General features: G+C 35.8%; 23 protein-coding genes. 11 read left to right on the forward strand and 12 right to left on the reverse strand.

The genetic code is table 11. The features are described from left to right. Positions 1-47 precede the first annotated feature (47 nt). The gene (locus LUD75_RS12570; RefSeq protein ID WP_232706044.1) at positions 48-659 is read left to right on the forward strand and encodes an alpha-ketoglutarate-dependent dioxygenase AlkB; all 612 of its coding nucleotides are present in this window, start codon (positions 48-50) and stop codon (positions 657-659) included. Between the two features lie 229 nt (positions 660-888). On the opposite strand, the gene LUD75_RS12575 is transcribed toward LUD75_RS12570, so the two are convergent. Next, positions 889-1,518 carry a nitroreductase family protein gene (locus tag LUD75_RS12575; RefSeq protein ID WP_232706045.1) on the reverse strand — a complete coding sequence of 210 codons (630 nt, stop codon included), beginning with the start codon at positions 1,516-1,518 and terminating at the stop codon, positions 889-891. Positions 1,519-1,622: 104 nt separating this feature from the next. Here LUD75_RS12575 and LUD75_RS12580 point away from each other — a divergent pair, with 104 nt between their 5' ends. Then, positions 1,623-1,988 (forward strand): helix-turn-helix domain-containing protein, encoded by a 366-nt coding sequence (locus tag LUD75_RS12580; RefSeq protein WP_232706046.1) that lies wholly within the window; start codon positions 1,623-1,625, stop codon positions 1,986-1,988. A 188-nt stretch (positions 1,989-2,176) separates the two neighbouring features. Here the strand turns inward: LUD75_RS12580 and LUD75_RS12585 are convergent, their stop codons facing one another. Beyond that, entirely contained in the window at positions 2,177-3,934 is a 1,758-nt protein-coding gene (locus tag LUD75_RS12585; RefSeq protein WP_232706047.1) for an FAD/NAD(P)-binding protein, read from the reverse strand. A gap of 186 nt (positions 3,935-4,120) precedes the next feature. Between LUD75_RS12585 and LUD75_RS12590 the strand changes: the two genes are divergently transcribed. Continuing rightward, complete coding sequence (locus LUD75_RS12590; protein WP_232706048.1) at positions 4,121-4,291, forward strand: lmo0937 family membrane protein; 171 nt, start codon at positions 4,121-4,123, stop codon at positions 4,289-4,291. 733 nt (positions 4,292-5,024) lie between these two features. On the opposite strand, the gene LUD75_RS12595 is transcribed toward LUD75_RS12590, so the two are convergent. Continuing rightward, positions 5,025-5,738: a transporter gene (locus LUD75_RS12595; protein WP_232706049.1), complete on the reverse strand. Its 714-nt coding sequence runs from the start codon at positions 5,736-5,738 to the stop codon at positions 5,025-5,027. Positions 5,739-6,222: 484 nt separating this feature from the next. Then, positions 6,223-6,609, reverse strand: a complete 387-nt coding sequence (locus tag LUD75_RS12600) for a helix-turn-helix domain-containing protein (protein WP_232706050.1) — start codon at positions 6,607-6,609, stop codon at positions 6,223-6,225. Positions 6,610-6,707: 98 nt separating this feature from the next. Between LUD75_RS12600 and LUD75_RS12605 the strand changes: the two genes are divergently transcribed. Then, complete coding sequence (locus LUD75_RS12605) at positions 6,708-7,499, forward strand: alpha/beta fold hydrolase (RefSeq protein WP_232706051.1); 792 nt, start codon at positions 6,708-6,710, stop codon at positions 7,497-7,499. Between the two features lie 234 nt (positions 7,500-7,733). On the opposite strand, the gene LUD75_RS12610 is transcribed toward LUD75_RS12605, so the two are convergent. Further along, positions 7,734-8,078, reverse strand: coding sequence for a helix-turn-helix domain-containing protein (locus tag LUD75_RS12610; RefSeq protein WP_232706053.1), 345 nt, complete (start codon positions 8,076-8,078; stop codon positions 7,734-7,736). Positions 8,079-8,154: 76 nt separating this feature from the next. Here LUD75_RS12610 and LUD75_RS12615 point away from each other — a divergent pair, with 76 nt between their 5' ends. The 4 genes from LUD75_RS12615 (at position 8,155) to LUD75_RS12630 (ending at position 13,262) form a co-directional block, all read left to right on the forward strand. Then, the gene (locus LUD75_RS12615) at positions 8,155-8,970 is read left to right on the forward strand and encodes an SDR family oxidoreductase (protein ID WP_232706054.1); all 816 of its coding nucleotides are present in this window, start codon (positions 8,155-8,157) and stop codon (positions 8,968-8,970) included. A gap of 257 nt (positions 8,971-9,227) precedes the next feature. After that, positions 9,228-9,509 carry a helix-turn-helix domain-containing protein gene (locus LUD75_RS12620; protein ID WP_232706055.1) on the forward strand — a complete coding sequence of 94 codons (282 nt, stop codon included), beginning with the start codon at positions 9,228-9,230 and terminating at the stop codon, positions 9,507-9,509. Between the two features lie 98 nt (positions 9,510-9,607). Continuing rightward, complete coding sequence (locus LUD75_RS12625; RefSeq protein ID WP_232706056.1) at positions 9,608-11,062, forward strand: DUF3945 domain-containing protein; 1,455 nt, start codon at positions 9,608-9,610, stop codon at positions 11,060-11,062. A 76-nt stretch (positions 11,063-11,138) separates the two neighbouring features. Beyond that, entirely contained in the window at positions 11,139-13,262 is a 2,124-nt protein-coding gene (locus LUD75_RS12630) for a type IA DNA topoisomerase (RefSeq protein WP_232706057.1), read from the forward strand. 86 nt (positions 13,263-13,348) lie between these two features. On the opposite strand, the gene LUD75_RS12635 is transcribed toward LUD75_RS12630, so the two are convergent. The 4 genes from LUD75_RS12635 to LUD75_RS12650 form a co-directional block, all read right to left on the reverse strand. Next, positions 13,349-14,170: an AraC family transcriptional regulator gene (locus LUD75_RS12635; RefSeq protein WP_232706058.1), complete on the reverse strand. Its 822-nt coding sequence runs from the start codon at positions 14,168-14,170 to the stop codon at positions 13,349-13,351. After that, on the reverse strand, positions 14,171-15,142 hold the full coding sequence (locus LUD75_RS12640) for an aldo/keto reductase (protein WP_232706059.1): 972 nt from the start codon (positions 15,140-15,142) through the stop codon (positions 14,171-14,173). Positions 15,143-15,370: 228 nt separating this feature from the next. Then, positions 15,371-15,802: a RidA family protein gene (locus tag LUD75_RS12645; RefSeq protein ID WP_232706060.1), complete on the reverse strand. Its 432-nt coding sequence runs from the start codon at positions 15,800-15,802 to the stop codon at positions 15,371-15,373. A gap of 391 nt (positions 15,803-16,193) precedes the next feature. After that, positions 16,194-16,601, reverse strand: coding sequence for a hypothetical protein (locus LUD75_RS12650; protein WP_232706061.1), 408 nt, complete (start codon positions 16,599-16,601; stop codon positions 16,194-16,196). 383 nt (positions 16,602-16,984) lie between these two features. Here LUD75_RS12650 and LUD75_RS12655 point away from each other — a divergent pair, with 383 nt between their 5' ends. Further along, entirely contained in the window at positions 16,985-18,175 is a 1,191-nt protein-coding gene (locus tag LUD75_RS12655; protein WP_232706062.1) for an ImmA/IrrE family metallo-endopeptidase, read from the forward strand. 6 nt (positions 18,176-18,181) lie between these two features. Next, positions 18,182-18,727, forward strand: coding sequence for a hypothetical protein (locus LUD75_RS12660; RefSeq protein WP_232706063.1), 546 nt, complete (start codon positions 18,182-18,184; stop codon positions 18,725-18,727). A gap of 306 nt (positions 18,728-19,033) precedes the next feature. Here the strand turns inward: LUD75_RS12660 and LUD75_RS12665 are convergent, their stop codons facing one another. From LUD75_RS12665 to LUD75_RS12675, 3 genes are all read right to left on the reverse strand, one after another. Continuing rightward, the gene (locus LUD75_RS12665; protein ID WP_232706064.1) at positions 19,034-20,041 is read right to left on the reverse strand and encodes a hypothetical protein; all 1,008 of its coding nucleotides are present in this window, start codon (positions 20,039-20,041) and stop codon (positions 19,034-19,036) included. An 85-nt stretch (positions 20,042-20,126) separates the two neighbouring features. Then, positions 20,127-20,366: a DUF2188 domain-containing protein gene (locus LUD75_RS12670; protein WP_232706065.1), complete on the reverse strand. Its 240-nt coding sequence runs from the start codon at positions 20,364-20,366 to the stop codon at positions 20,127-20,129. Between the two features lie 104 nt (positions 20,367-20,470). Beyond that, positions 20,471-21,022, reverse strand: coding sequence for an alpha-ketoglutarate-dependent dioxygenase AlkB (locus tag LUD75_RS12675; RefSeq protein ID WP_232706067.1), 552 nt, complete (start codon positions 21,020-21,022; stop codon positions 20,471-20,473). Between the two features lie 47 nt (positions 21,023-21,069). On the opposite strand from LUD75_RS12675, the gene LUD75_RS12680 reads away from it, so the two are divergent. Continuing rightward, positions 21,070-21,657, forward strand: a complete 588-nt coding sequence (locus tag LUD75_RS12680) for a hypothetical protein (protein ID WP_232706068.1) — start codon at positions 21,070-21,072, stop codon at positions 21,655-21,657.

Genomic DNA, 21,657 nt, shown 5'->3' on the forward strand with positions numbered 1-21,657 from the left:
TAAGGAAAAAAAAAGTTATTTAAATTCGATAGTTAACAGAAACTACAATGAATCAGCTAAGTTTATTTGAAGCAGAAGAATTTTATGAATTTCCAAAAGACCTTTTGGAATACAAAGAGAACTTTGTTAGCAAAGAAGATGCTGATAAACTTAAAGATATATTGCTGAAAACAGCACCTTGGGAGCAACGTACCCAAAAGATGTATGATAAAACAGTTATAACACCCCGCCTTACTGCATGGTATGGAGGGAACGATAGTTCTTACGATTTAGATGGAAATGTTTCAGGTACTAATGCTTGGACTCCCGAACTTTATGCTTTAAAAGAAAGGATAGAAAAAGAATTTGGTTATCAGTTCAATGGTGTATTATTAAACCTGTATCGTGATAATAACGATTCGGTGGCATGGCATAGAGATAAAGAAAGCCGTTATGGAAAACGACCAGTGATTGCATCTATAAGTCTTGGACAGACCCGAAACTTTGATTTCAGAAAGAAAGATCATCATCAAAGCAAATACAGCTTACCGCTTCCTCACGGCTCACTCCTCATCATGAAGGGTGATTTACAGGAAAACTGGGAACATCGAATTGCTAAGTCTAATATTCCGATGAAAGAGCGCATTAACCTGACATTTAGGTTAATTAATGAGTTATGATATAGAATTGGATTTTTTTCATACACTTAAAGATAAAGAGTAAAAGAATTGTGTACTAATAAAGCTAGCAATTCCCAGCAAATATTAATATAAAGAATGCAATTATAAATTTGATTAGTACATTTCAAATATATAATTGCATTCTTTTAATTTTCGAAGGATTATAACATTTAAAATCCGAAAATTTTAAATATAAGTAAGTAATTAGAACTATTTTTCCTTTTCAAGATTATTTTATTTTAATTGAAAATTGATTAATTGGTAAGCGAACTTTTTTTGCCGATGATAGATAATCATTTGCAGCATCCCTGTAGCCCAGAGAAACGATAACCGATGCATGAAGGTTCTTTTCCGATAATCCTAAAACTTCGTCAAATAATTTTGGATCAAAGCCTTCCATCGGTGTTGCATCCACTTTGAGTTCTGCGGCAGCTATCAATGCTGTGCCTACACCGATATAAGCCTGTTTACTAGACCAGATGGCGTTTTGTTCCTGAGTTTGGGTGGAGAAATGGCTTATAACAGCTTCTTTCAATATATTAAGTTCTCCTTTTTCCAATCCGCGCTCTCGCTCCATCATTTCAATATATTCTGTAATATAGTCGTTTGTAATATCATTAAATGCAGCAAATACTAATAGATGAGAGGAAGCATGGATCTGTTCATTGAATGAGCCTTCAGACAATCTTTGTCTCACTTCAGGATTGGTTATAACAAACAAACGATAAGGCTGGATCCCACAGGAAGATGCACTGAGATTGATGGCTTCAATAATCTTGTCAATTTTGTCTTCGCTGATTATTTCCTCTGAATATTTTTTGGTAGCATAACGCCATTTTAAATTGTTGATCAGTTCCATTTTGATATTATATATTTAGATGGACAAAGTTATAATTTCATTGTGTACCTTTGTAACCAAGTGACAAAAAGTTATAGTGACAGCCGAGTAACCAAGTGAATGGTATGAAACAAGAATTTGATTTAATAAAAGATTGCAGCCAAAAAATATTGGCGATTAATGATACAATGGAAATTTTAAATGGAAGGTGGAAAATGTCCATTATTGCTTGTCTATGCTACAAACCAATGCGGTATTCCGAACTTCTGAAAGAGGTTAAAGGAATTTCTGGCAAGATGCTCAGTCGTGAGCTGAAGGATTTGGAAATTAATGAATTAATTGAACGCCATGTGTTATCTACAACACCTGTAGCTGTAGAATATGAAATTACCGAATATGGCAAATCACTTAAAGAATTGACCAGTGTAATAGCAGACTGGGGTCTTAATCACAGACAGCGTATTATTTCCGGAATAAAGAAATTAGGTTAAACTTTAAGAATTATTTATTGCCTTACTCCCCCCAATCAAAAAGAAGGCTTACAGGCCTTCTTTGAAAATTTAAATTTAAAATATATAAAAAGTATTTCAGTGACAAATTGGGATTTTATCATTTCATAAATCATTCATTTAGCGGCAGGAAATAATTTTCACATGAAAAATAGAAAATATAGCCAGAATCAGCTCGCTATTTCATCCTGTTCCTCTGCATCAGGCTTCTCCAATTGGTCTGCAAATAAAGATGATACAATTCTTTCAGCTGCTGTATCACAGAAATCGAGGCCTGAATAATCAGGATTTAGACCGCCGATCAGAGGCACTGCCATAATGTAGAGTCCGCTGATAATTTCACCGTATGAATTCATAGCCTGGAAATAATCATTGATTTCCAATCCTGGGATCCGTAAATAGTAATTATCGTTGTAACCTTTGTAAACTTGTCGGTTTCCCTCCGATAACAATGCAGCTGCATTTTCATTATCCTTAAAGCTTAAATAGGCTTGACTTAATAAGTTATCTTTTTTGATGCCTTCAAAAGGAAAATCTTCATAGTTAATAGGTTGCTGTCCGATGGCATCAATAAAGATGGAATAATGTTTTTCTAATATTTGCTGATTTTCGGAGGTATAATGATAAACTGCTCCGGATTCTTCATGCGGAACAACTTTGCTGTCTTTATCCACCTGGATCAGATCAATCAATCCTGCTTCGTATAGTGATATAATCTCTCTGTACGAAGATTGAGGAAGTGATGCAATGATTACGGAGATCAACGGCATCATGCTTTTTCTCAACCGCAGCATATCTTCGGCAGAAAAGTGTTTGGCAGGATAATTCATCGCATAGCTGAAGTCGGCAAGCATTTCTTTCCAGCTTATCGGCTGCTGGCGGTCAATGGATTTTTCTGCCTCCCTGTATTCTGCTTTAAAAAGATCGAAGCTGTCAACTTCTTTTCTTAACTCCAGCATGTGTTCTGCAAAATCTTCGATGTTGAGATTCTTTATTTTCTCATAGAAGTCAGGATCTTTTTCTTTCAAAGGTTGCTTAAAATTGAGATCAAATACATAGTCAAGATCAACAAAACCACCGTGGCAGCTTTTATAATCATAAATATCTTTCATGGACATCAGCCAGGAACTCGAGTAGGCTTCTCCATCCGAGTGAAACCGCAGTGCGGGCAGAAAACCTCCTGTTGAAAATAAGGTGATCTTAAAGTTTTCAGATCCCTCATGAAGTTCATAGGTGAGTTTCCCGTCTTCATGGCTTACATAAGTTCCGTTAAGCCTTGCCAGTGTTTTCACGGCATCGACTGCAGTAAGTGAGGTGCCCCTGATTGCAACATGACCATTGAGTTCCGCTGTAAATTTGGATGGAGGATAGGGGGAATCGAACCATCCCTTCACCTGTTCTTCATATTTCTTCGGCCATGAATGCCCTGTGCAGAGAATAACGATGTCTACGTAAAAAAGATCTTCAGAATTTGTTGATATTGTATATTGATTATCATTATTAAACGCTATATCATCCACCGTACAATTTGTCTTTATAACTACAGTACAGCCTTCTTTTTGGACAGTTTTGATATACCAATGAAATAAAAATTCAAGATAGTTGCCCAAGACCAACCTTGGAATCACTTGATTAACGTTAAAGACGCCGTTGGAATAAAAATCCGGAAATTCATGGGGCGGATGCTTGGTGATATAGTCTTCAAAGTTGATTTCAAAATCAGGAAGTTCTGAGGCAGAAATATTCGCCACATGTTCTTTATTAGAGCCATTCTTTCCGTAAGGCATCCCAACGCCCAGCCTGTCATTTTTTTCGAAAATGGTGATAGTATTCGGATACTGTTTATTTTCAACGATATGTTTCAGTATCATCAATGCTGCGGGTCCGCCTCCGATCAATGCGATAGATTGAGAGTATATATGTTGCATTCAGTTCAATTTACCTTTATAAATTCAAAATATATTCCAGAAAGTCAAGAGTATGATGCTTCAGAAGAATTTTAAAGTTATGGTGAAATCATACAAGGTTTTGAGAGTCTGGATTTACCTATTCTCTCCTCACTATATTAGGCATAATTTATGCAAGACCAGTAATAACATCAAAAAATAAAACTTATGAAAAATTTACTTTGGTTAGTCGCTGTTATATGTATAATAGCTTGGGTATTAGGAATGGCTGGTGTGATTCCAGGAATGGATACAGGGGGATTAATCCATACGCTTTTGGTTATTGCCATCATCGTTGTACTGTATAATATTATTTCGGGCAGAAAACCACTCGATTAGATTGATCTAAGAGATTAGCTAAACATTTGTAATGTTATTAGAGTCATAATTACTGTCTGACTTTTATGAAATAAAAATATCAAAAGCGGAAACTCCTGCTTTTGATATTTTGTTTAAAGAGATTAATTAATCACTGTAAAATAAATTTTATTAAAACAGCCGGGTATTAATTCTTTTGGTAAAGAATTTGATTTTGCTGAACCATAAAAATTATAATTATGAGCTTTGATATTTCCTTTTTTGATTTTAAAAATCTCTCATTACAAGATCAATATTCCATAGTTGATTCTTATGGTCTCATTACTAACAAAAGAGAAATAAAGGATTTAACTTTTGTCTCCTACCAGTTCCATTATTTTTCGGTAGAAATTACTTACACGTCGCATGATGAAAAAATTGCGGGGTTGAATGCCTACCAGCATAGATTTGAAAGAGCCATGTTTATATAGTTACGTAAACACATCTTTTTATAATATCATCAACTTTTATATAAGTCGCTAATATAAAAGACCAAAGTATTGCTTTGTCAGCAGAAGCAGTACCTAATAACTTCTCACAGTAAAATTAAAGCGCTACGCGATCATGCTAAAGCTTAATTTAATTATTAAACCAAAACCTTAAAACCTTCTTTTTATAAGAAGGTTTACATACGCCCGAGCTGTTTGTTTTTATACGGATCAATTTGGCCTATACTGATATCATCAAAAGCTGTTTTTATTAAAATGGCTGTTATTTAATGTCTATATGATGCACCAACAAAGAACTGTCTTTCCGCAGAATGTTGTAAGCCGTAATTGATTCCTGCATCAAATTTCAGGTCTTTCGCAGCTTCCACCTGAATAGCAGCATTAATATAATTAGAGAATTGGTGGGCTTTAAAGTCATAGGTATAATAGGTTTCAGCAATGCCATCAATATTTTTAGTCAAAGAATGGCTGAGGGTTAAGGTCTGTAAAAATTCAGTATGCATAGACGGCTGATCCTTATCTTTCAATCGGTCTGCTTCTACCTGAAATCCCAGATTCCATTCACCCGGCAGCTTGTAAAGCATTGGTACAATCAAACCTCCTTCCAGTTTACTTTCTGTATCATAATGAGAAGTCGGAAATTTAATATACGGCAGGATTGCCATAACAAAATTTCCTTTAGCATTACCAATGATATTCTGTTTAACTCTTAGATTAATATCTCCAAATCCATTTGATTTAGAAATCTCTCCTGAAGTAAAATCAGTCTGCTTCTGCATTCCATAGGTCTGAAATCCGATCTGTACCGCAGTAGAGCCGGTTACTCCGAGCTTGATATTCCCCTGATTGATCAGCAGGGTATGTGTTTTCTGTGATTCAGATGTTTCTCGTACTGATCTCATTAAATCCGTTTCATATTGAAAATGTCCCGCGTCCACAGTATAAGGAGATTCGGTCACATCCGGCCGATCGGTTTCCATGTCACGCATTTCAGCTCTTGGAACAGGATTAAATAAAGAGAATTTTTTTTGAGATTTCTGCTGTCCATAACATATGTTTGAAATAAATACCGCAGAAAAAATACATAAAGACCAATAATAATGTCGATTCATAGCTTTTTTCTCAAAGCTGTACAAAATGTGTACTAAAACTTGTTCATTTCATTAAATATGCTGTTTATTTTTAATAGTCCAAGAAAGTATATATAAGTGATAATTATTATATTTATACAATGACGAACAAAACATGTTTCAGTTAAAAAGCGGACATTATTAACAGAGAAGAAGTTGATGAATTTGAATATATTCTCCTAAAAGCTGCATCTACAGCGAACTGAGAAAATGTATGACAAGATGATGTTAAAACCACGATTAACCGCTTGGTATGGTGATGTAAAATCTTATGATTCAGCTGATCATAATACAACTTAAAGAATAATATCAATGTTCTAAGATTCTTTAATTGTTACTTGTTGATCGTACAATAATTTTTTCCTGCCATTTTCCATTCTATTCCCCAATGGTGCAGGTCAAGGATAATTTTCAAAAGTTGTGCACCTTTATCTGTGGGAGTGTAACGGATCTGCTTGGGCGTGGTGTCTTCTATATTTTCCGAAGTGACTAAATATTCATCCTTTAATTCCTTCAACCGGGTACTTAAAACCTGATCCGACAAATTGGGAAATGCTTTTTTCAGCGTACTAAATTGAGATAGCCCTTCGGCGATAGAATAAAGAATTTGCATTTTCCAGCGCAATGATATGGATGCTAAAACATCATTGACATCGCAGGCTTCAGCTAGTGTATGTAAGTTTTCAGTGTTGGACGATAATTCTTTTCTTGGTGTTGCCATATTATTTCTTTATTGCTCATTTTGGGATGAGTTATTGTCAGACTAAGGGAGCGAGGGTACTTTTGCGATGTTAATCCAACAATGTAAAATTAGAAAAAATGAAACAATTAAAAACGTTATGGACATTGCTTTTTCTATTAAGCAATCTAATCTTTTTACAAGCTCAGAAAAAAGATTACAAGGCAACATTTGTTCTTGTACACGGAGCATGGCACGGTGGGTGGTGTTGGCAGGAAGTTGACCAGGATCTATCAAAAAAGAATTATAAAGTATATACACCGACGCTGACTGGTTTGGGTGAGAGAAAACATCTTATAAATGAGTCTGTAAATATAGAGACCCATATTCAGGATATTGTCAATTTGATCGAAATGGAAGATTTAAACGACGTTTATCTTGTAGGACACAGCTATGCAGGAGCAGTAATAGAAGGTGTTGCAGACAGAATTCCTGAAAGATTGCACAAATTGATCTTTTTAGATGCTATGCTTTTTGAAAACGGCCAAAGTCCGATATCAATGCAGCCTGAAGCGGTTCGGAAGATTCAAATGGAAAATATAAGGAAGAAAGAAAATTTCAATCCTTTCGATGTCGCTCTGTTTGGAGTTACAGAACCCAAAATGGTATCATGGGTAAAGCAAAGACTTACACCACAACCTTTTCAGACTTTTTCACAAGAACTACATTTAAACCACAAATTTGGAAATGGTCTGCCCCTGGTTTATATTGCATGTACATCTCCACAATTACCGATTATGAAGGAAATGAGTGAAAAAGTAAAATCGGATAAGAAATTGAAGTGGAAGTATTTGGAGCTTGCCACAGGACATGATGCGATGCTTACCGGACCTGAGAAATTATCTGAGATGTTTGTCGGCCTCGTAGATTAAGTGTTATTTCAGTGTATGATATGTTGAAACAAAGAGGCCCACACCAGGCTTCTTTGTTCTATTATCGGAAAATCTTCTCACAAAACAGAATTTAAAAATTTAAAGTATTTAGATTGATTGGCGAGTAGGAGATTTTACTTTATAAAAAAGGTACTGTGAAATTGGTTCGCCTAATCATTAGCGGATGTGCACCAGCGGATTTTAAAGCCTTTAAGAATTTCATAATGTTCAATCTTACTGCTTACCGTTCTCAGTAATTCCATATTCCAGTCCCCATTTGTAAAGTTCGTTGATGCTGGTTTCCAACTTTCTTCCTTTGGGTGTCAATGAGTATTCCACGGTGGGCGGAACCGTTGCAAAGGCCTTACGGATGACAATACCATTTTCTTCCATATTCTTCAGTTCCTTCACCAGCATCCTGGTACTGATTCCGGGTATCATCCTCTCCAATTCCTTAAAACGCCTTTTATCAAAAATCAGTGCATAAATGATCGACATCGACCATTTTCCTCCAATAATATCCAAGATCTTTTGAAGTTCACATTTATTTTCAGGTTTTTTAATTTTTTCTTTTTCCATAAATATCTGGTTTACAATAAAAGTTACATTCAGGTTATTAATATACATTAGTGTAACTACTTGCAAAAGTAAAGTAATGGAAATAGATTTGCAACTTAATTTTAAAATACAATACAATATGTATGATTCATTAAAAGGAAAAGTCGCCTTAGTAACAGGCGGTACAAAAGGAATAGGTAAATCTATTGCTGATAAATTGAGTGCAAGCGGAGCGATCGTTGTTACAACAGCACGTGCTGAAGGAAAAGAAAATTCCAACAGACATCATTTTATTGCTGCTGATCTTACACAGGCAGATAGTGCAGAAATCATCGCAAAAGAGATTCTGGAAAAGTATGGTAAAATAGATATTATCGTTAATAATGCCGGTGCTAATTTAAGCCCGGGAGGAGGCTTTAATACATTGGAAGATGAACATTGGCTTAAGGACTGGGAACTTAATTTTATGTCAGTGGTAAGGGTTAACAAAGCCCTTTTACCTGCGATGCTTAAGCAGAAGGAAGGTACGATCATCAATATCTCGACCGGCGCTGCAAAACAACCTATTTGGGAGATGACAATGTCTTATTCATCGGCTAAAGCTGCATTAAATGCATATAGCAAGGCACTGGCAAATGAAGTAGGACCTAAAGGCATCAGAGTTAATACGGTCTCTCCCGGTGTTGTAAGAACACCACTTATGAATGAGTTTGTTGAAAATATTGCTCAACAGTCAGGATCGAGTTTTGAGGATTCTTTTCAAAATATTATTGATACGGTCGGCGTGCCCTTAGGAAGGATGGCAGAGCCTGAGGAAGTCGCCAGCATCGTAGCATTTCTAGCCTCTTCGGAAGCTCAATATATTACAGGAGCCAATATTTCTGTAGACGGCGGTTCAGCACCTACTGTTTAATGGCTGTAAATTAGTCTGATAAGGGTATAGATTTCAGCTTTGATTAAAAGAGCATTGATTTGACTGAATGTCAAATCAATGCTCTTTATTTTTATAAGCACCTACAGCCGAAATTTTATCATACGACATTTAAAAATGATAAAAAATCTTTTCGGTACTACGAAAAAGTAGTGATTTTATCTCAGCTCCAATATTCAACTTTACACCAACAGAGCTGATCAGCTGTTCATATCATTTTAACATCAAAAATCACGGTTATGAATATTGAAAGAACAGAATTTACCGCATGGATGGAAAGGATCATGGAACGATTCGACCTCCTCAAAGAACACATCGCAGCAAAACAATCCAAGTACATCGAGATTGACGGCGAACAGCTGCTCGACAACCAGGACGTCTTGCAGCTTCTTAAAATAAGTTCCAGGTCTCTTCAGAGATACCGAACCAATAAAAAGCTCCCTTATTATACCATCAGCGGTAAGCTCTACTATAAGCTGTCCGATGTGCACCAGCTCATCAGAAGCAGTCTGAACAAATAAAAAACAAGGACAATCACAGCCAAATCGATCGACACCGCTCTTATTTCAATTGGTTAACCATAAGCCGGTCTATTTTCATCCTGTTAAAATGATCAGCGATGGAAGATAACCAACCCAACATAAACAATGAAATCAAACCCGCTTCAGATACCCTATTGGTTCTGAATATCCATAACAACAGGATAGAGATGGTCAAGGGAATCGATAAAGAAGGAAATCTCCAAAAAGTACCGCCGGAAGAAAGGAAAAAGAACGACCAGCTCATCAGGGTCGATAAGCACGGAGATGTATTCTCCAACTTCTTTTCCAATTTTTACCGGCAGCTTAAAAATCCTACCCATTTCAACTTCTTCAAAGTTTCGGAGTACGATGCTGTCGATACCGCAAAGGACCTTCAGAACTATGTCGATCAGGCATCCCCTGAAGAAAAAGAAAAGCTCAAGGAATATGAAATTTTACCCAAAGATAACAACCCATTAAAAAATCAGAAAACAATGGAAAACAACACAGAAAATCAGGAATACCGTTTCCAGCCGGAGCAGATCGACTGGAAAACGATGGAAAAATTCGGGCTTACCCAGGAGAAGCTTGAAAAGATGAATGCTATGGATCCTCTATTGAGAGGCTACAAGACCAATACTTTGATCCCTATTACCATTAATCTCGGCGCTGCTGTGAGCAAAATGGACGTCAGGCTATCTTTACAGGAAGGCGATACAGGGGATATCGGCATTAAGCTTCACAGCATCCGCAGAGAACCCAATCTTAACCTCAAGTTCTTGGGACACGAGTTTAGCGAAGAAGACAAAAAGAACCTGATGGAGAGTGGCAATATGGGAAGAGTAGTGGATCTGGTCAACCCTAAGACCGATGAGATCATTCCTTCCATCATCAGCCGTGACCGCCTGACCAATGAACTGGTGGCTTACAGAGCTGAGTATATGAAGATCCCTGACGAAATCAAAGGAATCAAATTAGACGAGCATCAAAAACAAACCCTGCTAGAAGGCAAGCCTCTTTATCTCGAAGGGATGACCTCTACTAAGGGAACCAGCTTCGATGCTACCGTGCAGTTCAATGCAGATAAGCGCTATGTCGAATTCATATTTGACAACAACCAAAAGCAGCAGCAAAGCCAGTCTCAAAAAGAAAGCAATCAACCAAGCCAAAATCAAAATAAAAACAGCGAACCTCCAAGAGTTTTCAGGGATAAGGAACTGGATGACAAGCAATATGAGAAATTCAAGGCAGGTGAGACGGTGTATGTCAGCGGTTTAACCGACAGTAAAGGCAAAGAATACCAAGGCTACATCACGTTCAATAAAGAGACTGCCAAGACCGACTTCTCATTTACCAATCCTAACAAGCTCAGGGAAAAAGCCCAGCCATCAGAATCCCATAAAACCCAGACGGCGGTCAATACGGACAGCAAGACCAACGAAGCGACGAAGAACATCAAAGAACCGCTTCAGTCCAAACAGCAGGAACCTGCCAACAAGCAGCAACAGGAGCAGCAGAAAAAACCTGCCAGATCAAGAGGAAGGAAAATGTAATGTAAACTCCATTCAATTCAGAATCTTCAATCTCTCAAGTATAAATCAACCATAACCATCATCAAATCCAAAATCTATGAAAGCCATTATTGCAGAAAAACCAAGTGTTGCCAGAGAAATTGCCCAAATACTCGATGCCAACAACAGAAGAGACGGCTACTTTGAAGGAAACGGGTACTGCGTGACCTGGGCATTGGGTCATTTAGTATCATTAGGAATGCCGGAAGATTATGGCATAAGGGGCTTTGACAAAGCCTCTCTGCCTATCTTTCCCGATCCTTTCATCCTCACTCCAAGAAGAACAAAAGCAGCCAACTCAAAAAACTACAAGCCAGACCCCTCTGCCTTAAAGCAGCTTAAGATCATTAAAAATGTCTTCAGTCAATGCGCAAGCATTATCGTTGCGACCGATGCAGGAAGAGAAGGCGAGCTGATCTTCCGCTATATCTATGATCACCTCCAATGCAGCAAACCATTTGAAAGACTCTGGATCAGCTCACTCACAGAAAAAGCGATACAGGAAGGCTTTAAAAACCTTAAACCCGGTTTAGATTTCGATGGACTTTATGATGCTGCAAAAGCCAGAAGCGAAGCCGACTGGCTGGTAGGTATCAATGCTACCCAGGCATTAAGCATAGCAGCAAACGAAGATGTCTATAGCCTGGGAAGAGTTCAGACCCCGACATTAGCATTGATCTGCAAGAGATTTCAAGATAATAAAGATTTTAAACAAAGGAAATACTGGCAGATCCAATTACAACATCGCAAGGACTATTTAAATTTCGCCAGTCTTTCCAACCAGCAGTGGGAAGACAAAAAACAGGCAGAGCAGATCTTAAAAGCCATAGAGCGGGAGGGTAGAGCCACCGTAGAAGATGTTTCCATTAATAATGTAAAGGAACAGTCTCCATTATTGTTCGATCTGACAGAACTTCAGAAGGAAGCCAACCGAAAGCTGGGACTATCTGCGGATGAGGTTTTACAGACTGCGCAGAGCCTGTATGAAAAGAAGTTCATCACCTATCCCAGGACCGGAAGCAAATACATTCCCGAAGACCTTTGGTCAGAAATCCCCGAACGCATAAGAATACTCAGTCAAACCGATCCATTCAAACGAGCGATATCTACACTCAAGTTCGGCAATTTCAATAAACGCATTGTCAATGATCTCAAGGTCACGGACCATCATGGTCTTCTACCGACTACTAAAATTCCATCCGCTTTATCTGCCAGTGAAAAAGCAATTTACGAGATGATCGTTTACCGCCTACTAGAATCCTTATCAGAACACTGCTCCAAAGAAGTCAGCCACATCACCATCAAAGTCCATCATTATGAGTTCATTATCAGAGGTTCCAAAATACTCAGCAAAGGATGGCGAGCCATCAAAGGTCTATTGTCTGATGAAGCGTACCCAAACCAAGATAATACCAGCAAGAACAATAGCGATCATACCCAGACACAACAACCACAACTCATTGAACTTCCAGAATTCAAAAAAGGCGATGAACTTAAAATCTCATCAGCCGAACTCCAGGAAAAACTGACCAACCCTCCCAAACTCTACACGGAAGCTGACCTTCTTTCTGCTATGGAAAATGCAGGCAGACATATTGACGATAAGGAACAGCAAAAAGCTTTAGCCAACATCGGTATTGGTACACCTGCTACCAGAGCATCCATTATTGAAACCTTAATCACAAGAAACTACATCACTAGAAAAAGCAAAACACTGATCCCAACTGATAAAGGCCAAAAGGTCTATGATCTCATCAAAGACCAAAAGATTGCCAATGTCCAGATGACCGCAGAGTGGGAGATGACACTCCATCAAATTGAAACAAAAGAAATCGATTCAAAACAATTCATCACAGACATCAAAAACTACACTAATGAAATCACTCAAGAACTGCTATCACTCAACATTCCCCAAGAAAACATCCCAGAAATCAAATGTCCCAAATGCCAGAAGTATAATCCCATCATTAAAGACAAAATCGTTAAATGCCCGGATGAGCAATGCCAATGGATTTTATTCCGAACGATATGCGGCGTACAGCTCAGCAATGATCATATCACTTCCCTCATAAAAACAGGAAAAACACCACTCATCAAAAATATGAAGGCCAAAAGTGGGAAAAAGTTTGATGCCTTTTTGGTTCTCTCAGATAAATGCGAAACAATCTTTGAATTTCCATAAAATAGATAAAATTAAATAGTATAAAACCCGTGATAAGCTCTATCATTAAAAAAGTCCGAAGAATCATTTATTCTTCGGACTTTTTTTTAATCACTATTTACCAAGCCCTCGGTTGGCGCATTTCCAAATTTCTTCTTAAAGGCATAAGAAAAATGTGACAGGCTTTCGAAACCAAGATCGAGATAGAAAGAAGAAGGTTTTCTCTTTTTACTTTCTATAAGATGTTTTGCCTCATTCAGCCTTTTGTCTTGCAGCCATTGGCGTGGAGGCATTCCGAATGTCTTCTGAAAATCCCTTTTAAATCCTGATAAGCTTCTTCCTGTCAATTGAGCCAACTTCTCAACCGGTACATTAAAGTGAAAGTTACTTAACATAAATTTCTCAAGATCTATCTTATGATGCTCTGAAAAGTCGAACAGAAAATTTCGCAGCTCAGGAACGGCAAGCAACATTAACTTGATGCCTTCCTTTACTTTCAACAGTCCCAATTCGTCGGTCATTTCAGCACCGGAGCTTCTGGCATACGGAACAATCGACTGAAAATAACCTTGAAGAAAATCATTATTCGGAAGGGTAAGATTCGGCATTTCGGTATATTTACCATCAGCTTCCAGTTTTTCTTCCAATGCGATCTGGCGCATCAGATCCTCTTGGAGGGAGATGACGATGGTTTCATAATGCCCATTTGGTCCCGGTGTTTTGGTTAGTGTTCCCAGCTGGTTCTTATGGATCAACAATACATTGCCCGCAGAGATGTTAATATTCTGCTCCGAAGTCTCCAGAATCATCTGTCCCGAGACCTGCAATACCAGTGTGTGGTGATTCCAGACACAGGCCTTTTCCTTCCTTTCTGAAGAAAGGTAGGAATAGAATATAACACCCGGAAGAATTTCTGCTGGACTTTCCATTTATCTTTGTAGGTAAGTGCCGCCTTTTATGGCACCTATTGCAAATGTACTGTTTAATAAGTTCATTTCTTCAGACGAAAATACAATATCCATCGCAGCAATGTTTTCAGGCAGTCTTGACCTACGGCTCATACTTACCAATGGCATAATATGGTCGCCTTGCTCTTTGACCCAGGCAATGGCAAGCTGTGTCGGGGTAACATTTTTAATTCGAGCCATTTCTTTTAACACTTCAACTTTTTCAAGATTGTGGATCAGATTGTCACCTTGAAAACGGGAAAAGTGATTTCGGTGGTCATCCGCAGCAATAGGTGCTTTGAGATCACCCGTCAAAAGACCTTCCGCCGTATTGGCAAATGCTACGATACCAATCCCAAATTCTTTGGCAGTAGGCAACAGCTCAGCTTCAATCTGACGGTCTGCTAGAGAGTAACCGATTTCCAATGCACTGATTGGATAAACGCTACTGGCTTTCCGAAGCTGATCAGCATTAATTTCCGATACACCAATATGGCGTACTTTTCCTTCTTCCACCAAGCCTGCGATCGTTCCGATAATGTCCTCGATCGGAACACTTCCGTCCATCCTGCTTGGCTGGTACAGGTCGATCGTTTCAATGCCCAGGCGGGTCAGAGAGTAATTGACAAAGTTTTTGATTGCTACCGGACGAAGATCCAGTCCGATCCATTGACCATTGTGGAAGATTGCTCCGAACTTCACGCTGATAAAGGCATCATCCCGTCTTCCTTTGATCGCTTTTCCAATTAGCATTTCATTATGACCTGCACCATAAAAATCTCCTGTATTAAGGAAGTTGATTCCGTTATCCAAAGCCTGATGAATGGTTGCAATGCTTTCTTTTTCATCCGGTGTCGGCCCACCCCAGATCGAGGACATCCGCATACATCCAAGACCCAGCTTAGATACCATAGGTCCATTTTGACCCAACTGAATTTTTGTAATTTCTGACATGTAATTGATTTAATATAATAAGACAAAGATCTCCATTTATCAATCAACTAACTTTCCTTTACGGTTCAATTTATTTACCTGTACGGTTCAAAGTAAAAATAGAAAAAAGAGTTTATATGATAATTATTCTTAAACCACTATTCAGTCTGTGAGTTTAGTTTCTTTTCACGAATATATTCTTTTAGGCTATCTTAATTTTAGATAAAAAAATCTATCTCATAACATAAATTACTTGGGTAAATGTGCAACCAATTCAACTTCCAACTTAGAATCCGGCATATATAATCTTTGAACCTGTACCCATGTTGCAGCAGGGAAATCATTGCTGTAAAATTTCTTACGGACATCATTATACTTCTTTATTGCCTCAATATCAGTAGTGTACAGGTTTTCTTTGACCACGTTGTCAAACGTGGCTCCATAATTTGCCAGCACCGCTTTTAAATTATTGTAGACCGACGTAATCCCCTCTGGTGTTATATTACTGGTTACCACACCAGATATATAGATTACATTGTCCACTTTAACAGCCTGAGCGTATCCCGCAATGCTGTCCTGTGTTTTATTATTCCAATGCCATTTCTCTTTCTGAATTTTAATTTCTTGTGAAAACACGTTGCAGAAAGCTATAAAAAAGCTAATCATTAGGATATTTCTCATAGTTCATATTTCCGTACAAGTTAAGCATATCTATGTTTAAAATGTAACAAAAAAAAGCAGCCCTAAAGCTGCTAATTCCATCCATCCTAATTAATCACCTTTCTCATGTTCATGAGGTTTCAATTTCGGATGTTTAGGTTGATTGGGAGGAGTGACTCTCCTCCTTCTGTCGGGCTCACCATCTGGTTTTTTCGGTTTAGGTCCCGGCTTGATAGCTTCGATTGTGCTCATAGCAAAATGAATTGGTTAATACTTTTTTCTGATATTAAAACAGATTAATATCAACTTCAAAACTAAAACACCATTCTATAAATTCATTACGGAAAACCGTATTGACATTATTGAAATAATAGAATAAGAAACTTTCTGGGAAATAAGCCTTGATTCAATATTACCTTCTTCTCGGAGCACTTCTGGTATGCGGTCGAACATACGTACCATCCTTTCGGGTATAGCCCTTAACACTTACCGATCCTCCGGAACTTGATCCTGAATTATAGCTGGAACCTGAGCTGACTGTTGGAGAAGTATAGGTTGATGTCTTGGTATAGGTGCTGTATGTTGAATGCTGAGGATTATTTGCCCAGCCGTAATAATTTCCCCATTTAATCTTTCTGTAATTTTTCCTGTTGGGTTTTGATGACAAATAAACCTCTGTACCTCTGGGAATAACTGTTGTAGAAGTTTCGGTATTACTGCTTGAGTAGAGTGGTGTATCTTCCTGTAGTAGGACAGTGTAATAATTTGTACAGGAAATTACTGAGAGTAGTAATACGAGATAAAGTAGCGATTTTTTCATTGTAAATAAATTTTAATTTTCAAATTTAAAATTACTTTTACAGAATTTTTTACGGAAAACCATAACCCTAATTTTATAATGAGTTTTTTAATAAAATCCCACTAAAATTGCTTTGGATTCTTAATGTTTACAATTTTAGATTTGAATCAAAGGCTGGAGTTAAATTAATAAAAGGATTCTATTTTTATTAATTCTCTTTTTGTACAATATTCTCAAACATGAATCTAAAGTAGCTCAAAGCTCCGTAAGTCGGAAATTGCACACAGATAATTAATATTTTGATAAAGCAAAATATTAATTTTTTAAAAAAAAGGGTAATTTCCCTCAAAAGTTATTTTTATGTCTAAATTTATGTATATTTGCGAGGGTAAATTACTTTAAATATGAGTAAAACGGATATAAATTTATTACTTAAATCTATCTTTGATGAAGATGTAGTAGATATCAGGATTGTTTTCGATGAAAAAATAAAAGAATATAATCTGAGCAAAACAAAAGCATTAAAACTATTAAATATTGATAAAGATGTTTTTGAAGAAATTGTTAGCGGGACGGCGAAGCAACCAAATTTAATTCATATTATTAAAATTGCTGAGTTTTTAGATTTTGATGTCAATAATTTCATAAAAATAGTATTAAGCAATCAGAGTTTAGAAAATGTTGGGGCTATTGAAAAAGCCAGAAAAGCAACATTCCTAGTGAAGAATTTTGATGTCAAAGCCTTAACTAAGCTTGGTTTTTTTGAGCAATCAGATGATACAGATATTTTAGTTGGAAAAGTTTTGACGTATTTTGGATACGATTCAATTCTTGAGTTTGAAGAACAGCTCGAGGAACCCCTTTATAGCAGAGTTAAAAAGTTGCATTCTGATAAAATGAAGGATTTTTGGATAAAATCCGCGTACCAAACTTTTAAGGTTATCAATAATCAGAATCAATATAATCGTAATAAACTGAAGGAACTCATTGTTAAAATTAAGCCATATTCACAAGATGTTTCTAACGGATTATTAACTGTTTGCAGAGCACTTTATAATGTTGGAGTAACGGTAATATTTCAAAGCTATCTGTCTACAACACAGGTCAGAGGTGCTACATTTATTATGGAAGGAAAACCGTGTGTAGTGATTACAGACTTTAATAAAAATTATGCGACTTTATGGTTTACACTTCTTCATGAGTTGAACCATGTTTTATTTGATTTTGAATCCATTGAAACGAGTAGTTTTCATCTATCTGATAATTCTGATTTATTTCTGATAGAGGATAAGGCTGACACTTTTGCTCGAAATTTTTTCATGTCCGAAGATCGATTTCATTATATAAAAAAATATATAAATAATCCATATTTGGTTAATAAATTCTCTGAAGAAATCGAGGTTCATCCTGCCATAGTATATTCTTTTTTTACTTGGTATCAAAAAGATTTATACGGGAAAAACTATCATGCGGCTTTTAAGGAATTTTACCCAGACTATTCAGTCGCAGTTAGGAGGCTGAATCCAATTTCTTGGGACGAGGTCAGTTTAAAAGAAGCTAGTGAAAAAATTAAAAAAGTATTAGAACTAAAATAATAGCAAATGGAAAATAATAAAAAAACACAGCAAAGAGAAGAGTTATCTCAAGCTGATATTGAGAGATTAGAATTACTACAGGAAGCAAACCAAAAAGTAGGAAGACAGCTTTCAATCAATTCCGAGACCGGGAATGTTGAAGAATTTGATGAATTACGCAGTTTGATCAGCAAAGATTTTGAAGATCCTGAAGAAAAATATAATCTTTACTATAAGGGAATTAGAAAATTGTTGATGGATTTTTTACCGAAAGGGAAAGATTTCAAACAGGTTCGAGACATTATTTATGATGAAAAGAATGTCTTCTTAAATTTAGGAAAAAAGAAATCGGACAATAAAGGAATAAGAAAATCAGATGGACGAATGACTTACCAGCCTGTAATGAATGAAATTCTTGATATTATAGTCAAGTGGGTTTCTGAATCTCAAAATCCATTTGATATATACAGAGCATTTTATGAATTAAATGAAAAACATAATTATGGTCATGAGGTGTATGATGAGACAACAAGAAGTGTGGCAAATGCAATGTTAGAATTAGCTCAAAAATAATAAAGAGTCCCAAAAATGGGACCCTTTATTGTTTAAATTGAATAGCTTCAAAAAATTGGCTTGTCAATAAACTATATATGAAAACTAATTGAAAAACATGGTCAATATCATTAGAATTTACAATAATAATGCTTTGATAGGGATGATTTGAAATGTAAATTATTGATTAGCAATGTGTAATGAATTTGGACTTTATATTAGGCGTTCACTTGTGTTTTTTTGGTAATCGCTAGTGGTAATGAGAAATAAAATTCAATGATGATGTTTCAATGGTTAGTTATTCAGCAAACCTAGCAACATAGAATATTAGCCTATGTTTTTTTTTACAAAATTTTTAAACTCCTCTTTAAAACCCTTCGCAAAAATATTTACATTAAAAGTTTTGCGTTCATTTCCATTTTGTCCTGAAAAAAGCATTGTTTTAAAAAATTCAGAATCTAAACCTTCAAACTTACTTTTATATAAATTATTAGAGCATACCCAAGTTTCACAATTAAAAGTAATTAGACTCGAAAGTCTTCTTCTTAACCTCTTTTCATTTTCCTTGAAAAATAAATTTACAAAAGATTTAACTTTTAATTGATCTTCTTTATGGTAACCCATTAACAAAACTGATTTTCCTCTATAGGGAAATAATGAAATGAAAATTTCTGAAGTTCTGTCCATATCTTTTCCATACCTAATTATGTGATCCTGTATTTCTTGAGATGTATCATAAGTATAAATTGAATTTAGGCATAATTCAAATAATTCAATCTCTCTATGTTCAAAAACAAATGTTTCAGTATTGTTTTTTAGATCATTCCACATGGAATTAATTAAAAAAGATAAGTCACGTAGGCCAATTTTACTTTGTTCAATTGAAATTTCTACCATTCCATTTGAAACTGTATCAGGATGATTTAAAGTACATTCTTGCTGTTTAATAACTATTTCTTTAATACGATATTCATTACAAGCTGTTCTTAATGCAAATAGCAAACATGACTCATAATCATTAAAATCAATTTTATCTTTTGATTCTATTTTTTGAAATACAGAAGTATCGTGGGTATTGCAAAAACCTAAAAAAGTATATATTTTATTAATGCCTTTTCTTTTAAATCCAATATATTCTGCGTTGAAATGGTCTACAGCAGATTCCCATAGATGTTGATCATTGGATAGTGATGAAAGGATTCCATTTTTTTGCATAATATGAGAATTTATTGCTTTCTCACTACAACCAGGATACATGCATAGATTTGTCTGTTCTTTTGCTTTTTTTGCACAGTCGGTAAAAATCTTTGCTAATTCTGGGTTTTCAGTTCTCATAAAATTTTGGTATATATTAATTGGCAAAATAAAACTTGGTATTAAGTCAAAAAAAACCGTCATATTTTTTTGACGGTTTTATAAACTATTTTTTTTTGTCTTTAGGAGGGTTAGGATCTCTTCCATAGCTGTTGGGATTTTGAATTTTTCCGTCCTTACCATGAGGGACAAACTCAACCTTATCCTTTCTTGCCAGATTTTTTCCATATTCTACTGCGTCAGCTTTTTTGTCGAAGTGCTTAGAAGCTCGTTCCGCTTCTTCTCGTTTTGCATCCCAGCCTCCGTCTGGATTGGGTACAACATGTACGTCTTTCTTTTCTGCCATAACTTGTTTTTTTATAATATAAAGTTAAGGATATTTTTTTGTTTGAAACGCAGATATAAAAAGTACTATAATCATGTCCCAAGTATATCTTAATCTTATGCTTTTTATAATTCAGATTTTATTTTTCTCAGTGTAATACTTATTCTTTCCCCTTCATTTTCCTGTTCAGATAGAATTGAATGCATCCACTTCTCCTGAATTTCTTGAGTCATGTATAACAAACTGTTTGGCTCTAAAACGATTTCAAAAAGCTCGAGATTTATTTTGTTTTTAAATCTCATTATTCTTTTACCTCCTAATGAAATTATTATAATGCCAGTATTTGAATCAAGGATATCGATTTGATCCGAATGGTAACCCATTTTTGATAGATTATCGTAATAATAGTTTATGAGGCAATTATTTGGTCTGTAATCAATAATTTTTTCCAATCGATCAATAATTTTTAAAATATAATCTGGAAAATCTAAAAAATCATATTTTAAGTTACTGTAATTATAAGGCATACCAAAACTTGCAGTTTTTCTTGACTTAATACTATTATCCCAATCAGTATGATTTTTGATTTTTGTAAATAAAATATCACCTTTGTCCTCGAAATTAGATATTAAGATAATACCATCATTTAATATTTTGTAATCATTGATGTAATTCATAATAGTAAATATAATCATATTTTATAGATTTGTAGCAAATTGATTCGATGCCAGTACTTGATATTAATAAAAATGAAATAATTTATCACGACGACTTTCCTAATAATAAGCAGATTCGCCATTTAGAAGTTGGGGCAAGTATAAATTGTTTTGGAAAAAAATTTTATCCAGCGTGTTATTTAACAGATAAGGAACAGCCAGCATTTCCACATTTTTATGAAAAATTAGACTATGATGAAACAAATTCACATTTTTTAGATTTTGTTGGAGATTTTTACAACTTGAAAATAGATCGTGATTTTGACTTAGCAATTTTTTGCAATCCATATGGATTTGGTTTTAGAGGTAAAGAGAATAGTAAAAAATTTTTAAATAAATCAGGACAAGTTTTACGTAATGGTGGGGAGATTTTAGTTTTAGGAAATAGTGCTAATGCATGGTCAAAATATAGAAATGCTGAGAAGTGGTTATCGCAATTACAAAGTGAAGGAAATCTAGACTATAACTTACAATTGCTACCTTTAACTACAATCGATGAAAATCATCACTATCGTACTAACCATACTTTTCGAAAAGTAGTGGTAACGGAAACGACAATTGTTAATGAGATGTATAAAATAGTTAAAATAAATTAA

This window comes from Epilithonimonas sp. JDS, assembly GCF_021261315.1.
Taxonomy (GTDB): Bacteria; Bacteroidota; Bacteroidia; order Flavobacteriales; family Weeksellaceae; genus Epilithonimonas.